Source organism: Moorena sp. SIO1G6 (genome assembly GCF_010672795.1).
In the GTDB taxonomy this organism is placed as follows: domain Bacteria; phylum Cyanobacteriota; class Cyanobacteriia; order Cyanobacteriales; family Coleofasciculaceae; genus Moorena; species Moorena producens.
Window position 1 is genome coordinate 1 of the sequence record NZ_JAAHFZ010000170.1, and the last position, 1,610, is coordinate 1,610.

General features: G+C 47.0%; 1 protein-coding gene. It reads left to right on the top strand.

Annotation, left to right across the window (positions count from 1 at the left end; genetic code table 11):
• Positions 1 to 195: 195 nt before the first annotated feature.
• Positions 196 to 1,395, top strand: a complete 1,200-nt coding sequence (locus tag F6K63_RS36780) for an ISAzo13 family transposase (RefSeq protein WP_502708411.1) — start codon at positions 196 to 198, stop codon at positions 1,393 to 1,395.
• The last annotated feature ends 215 nt before the right edge of the window (positions 1,396 to 1,610 follow it).

Consider the following 1,610-nt stretch of genomic DNA (forward strand, 5'->3'; position numbering starts at 1 on the left):
GGATCAGGTGGATCCCACAGACATTGCAGTTGACCCGTTTCGATTGCACTGATCTGTATGATGAATATTTTCCTCCCCGCAACTGTGATAAACTATGTTCTATGAATCATTCCGCCTCTAAGGCTAGTCCAAGATTTTGAATCCCTCACTGGTGGCCTGAAAATAGAGAGATAAAGGCAAGGAGGGAAGATGAGAATCGAGCTTAACGAGACATTGAAAGCAACATACCGCGCAGCCGCAGAGAATCTGCAAGGTAGCGCGAGACGAAAATTTATGGCGGGCATCGTGCAAAGTCTGGGTTCAGGAGGGCAAACCTATTGTGCCCGAGAACTAGGTTGGGATCCGAAAACAATGCGCAAAGGGCGTCAGGAACTGGAAAGTGGCCTAGAGTTTGCGGACAGACCAAGTAACCCTGGTCGCAAAAGGGTCGAAGAACGATTGCCCAACTTGATTAAAGACCTTAAACAGATTCTAGATGGTCAGAGTCAAACGGATGCAACGTTTCAAAGTCAACGGCTTTACACCCGTCTGAGTGTACGTGAAGTACGCATTCAGTTAATCGACCGGTACAGATACACAGAGCAAGAATTGCCAAATGACGAAGTACTACGTCAGCGCATCAATGACTTAGGCTATCATCTCAAAACAGTCAAGAAGAACCAGCCGAAAAAAAAAATTGCAGAAACCGATGCTATCTTCGCTCGGTTAATTCAAGAGCATGAAGATGCACGAAAGGACGAGAGTGTGCTGCGCCTCTCCATGGATGCGAAGGCGACAGTCAACATCGGTCCCTTTTCACGCCATGGGAAGAGCCGAATCACAGTCAAGGCGGCCGATCATGATTTCCAACCAGAGGCCAAGATTACGCCCTTTGGCATCTATTTGCCAGACTATGGTGAATGCTTTCTATATATGGCGAGTTCAAAAGTAACCAGTGATTTCATAGTTGACTGCCTGACCTCCTTTTGGGAAACAATACGTAGCCGTTTTCCCAAGGTAACCACATTGCTCATCAACTCTGACAATGGCCCCGAAGCTCATAGCCGACGCACTCAATTAATGAGACGGTTGACTGACTTCGCCGACCAGCAGCAACTCACGATTCAACTGGCCTACTATCCGCCCTATCATAGTAAGTACAATCCAGTTGAACGCGTTTGGGGTGGCTTGGAGCAACATTGGAACGGTTCTTTACTTGATTCTATTGATGCCGTCCTTGCCTTTGCACAATCATTCACATGGCGTTCGAAGCAACCGGTCGTTACTCTTGTTGAGCGTATATACGAATCTGGTGTCAAACTATCTCAGAAGGCTATGGCTCAACTTGAGCAACGCTTCGACAGACTCTCAGGCCTTGAAAAATGGTTTGTCACGATTTCACCCATCCCCACATAGATCGGGATTCAATTTCTTGGAACGGCCTTAAGCTAGTCAGCACTTCAGCTAATCAGCATTTCAGCTTTGCCTTTCGGTATAGTATTTGGTTGTGCAACTTGCCTCTATACCCAAAAACAAGCTGACTGGCTGAAATGCTGACCGGCTGACCAGCTACAATGAGAAAGGAGAACAATGTGATACCAGCATCTTTTGATTACGTGACCCCAACTTCG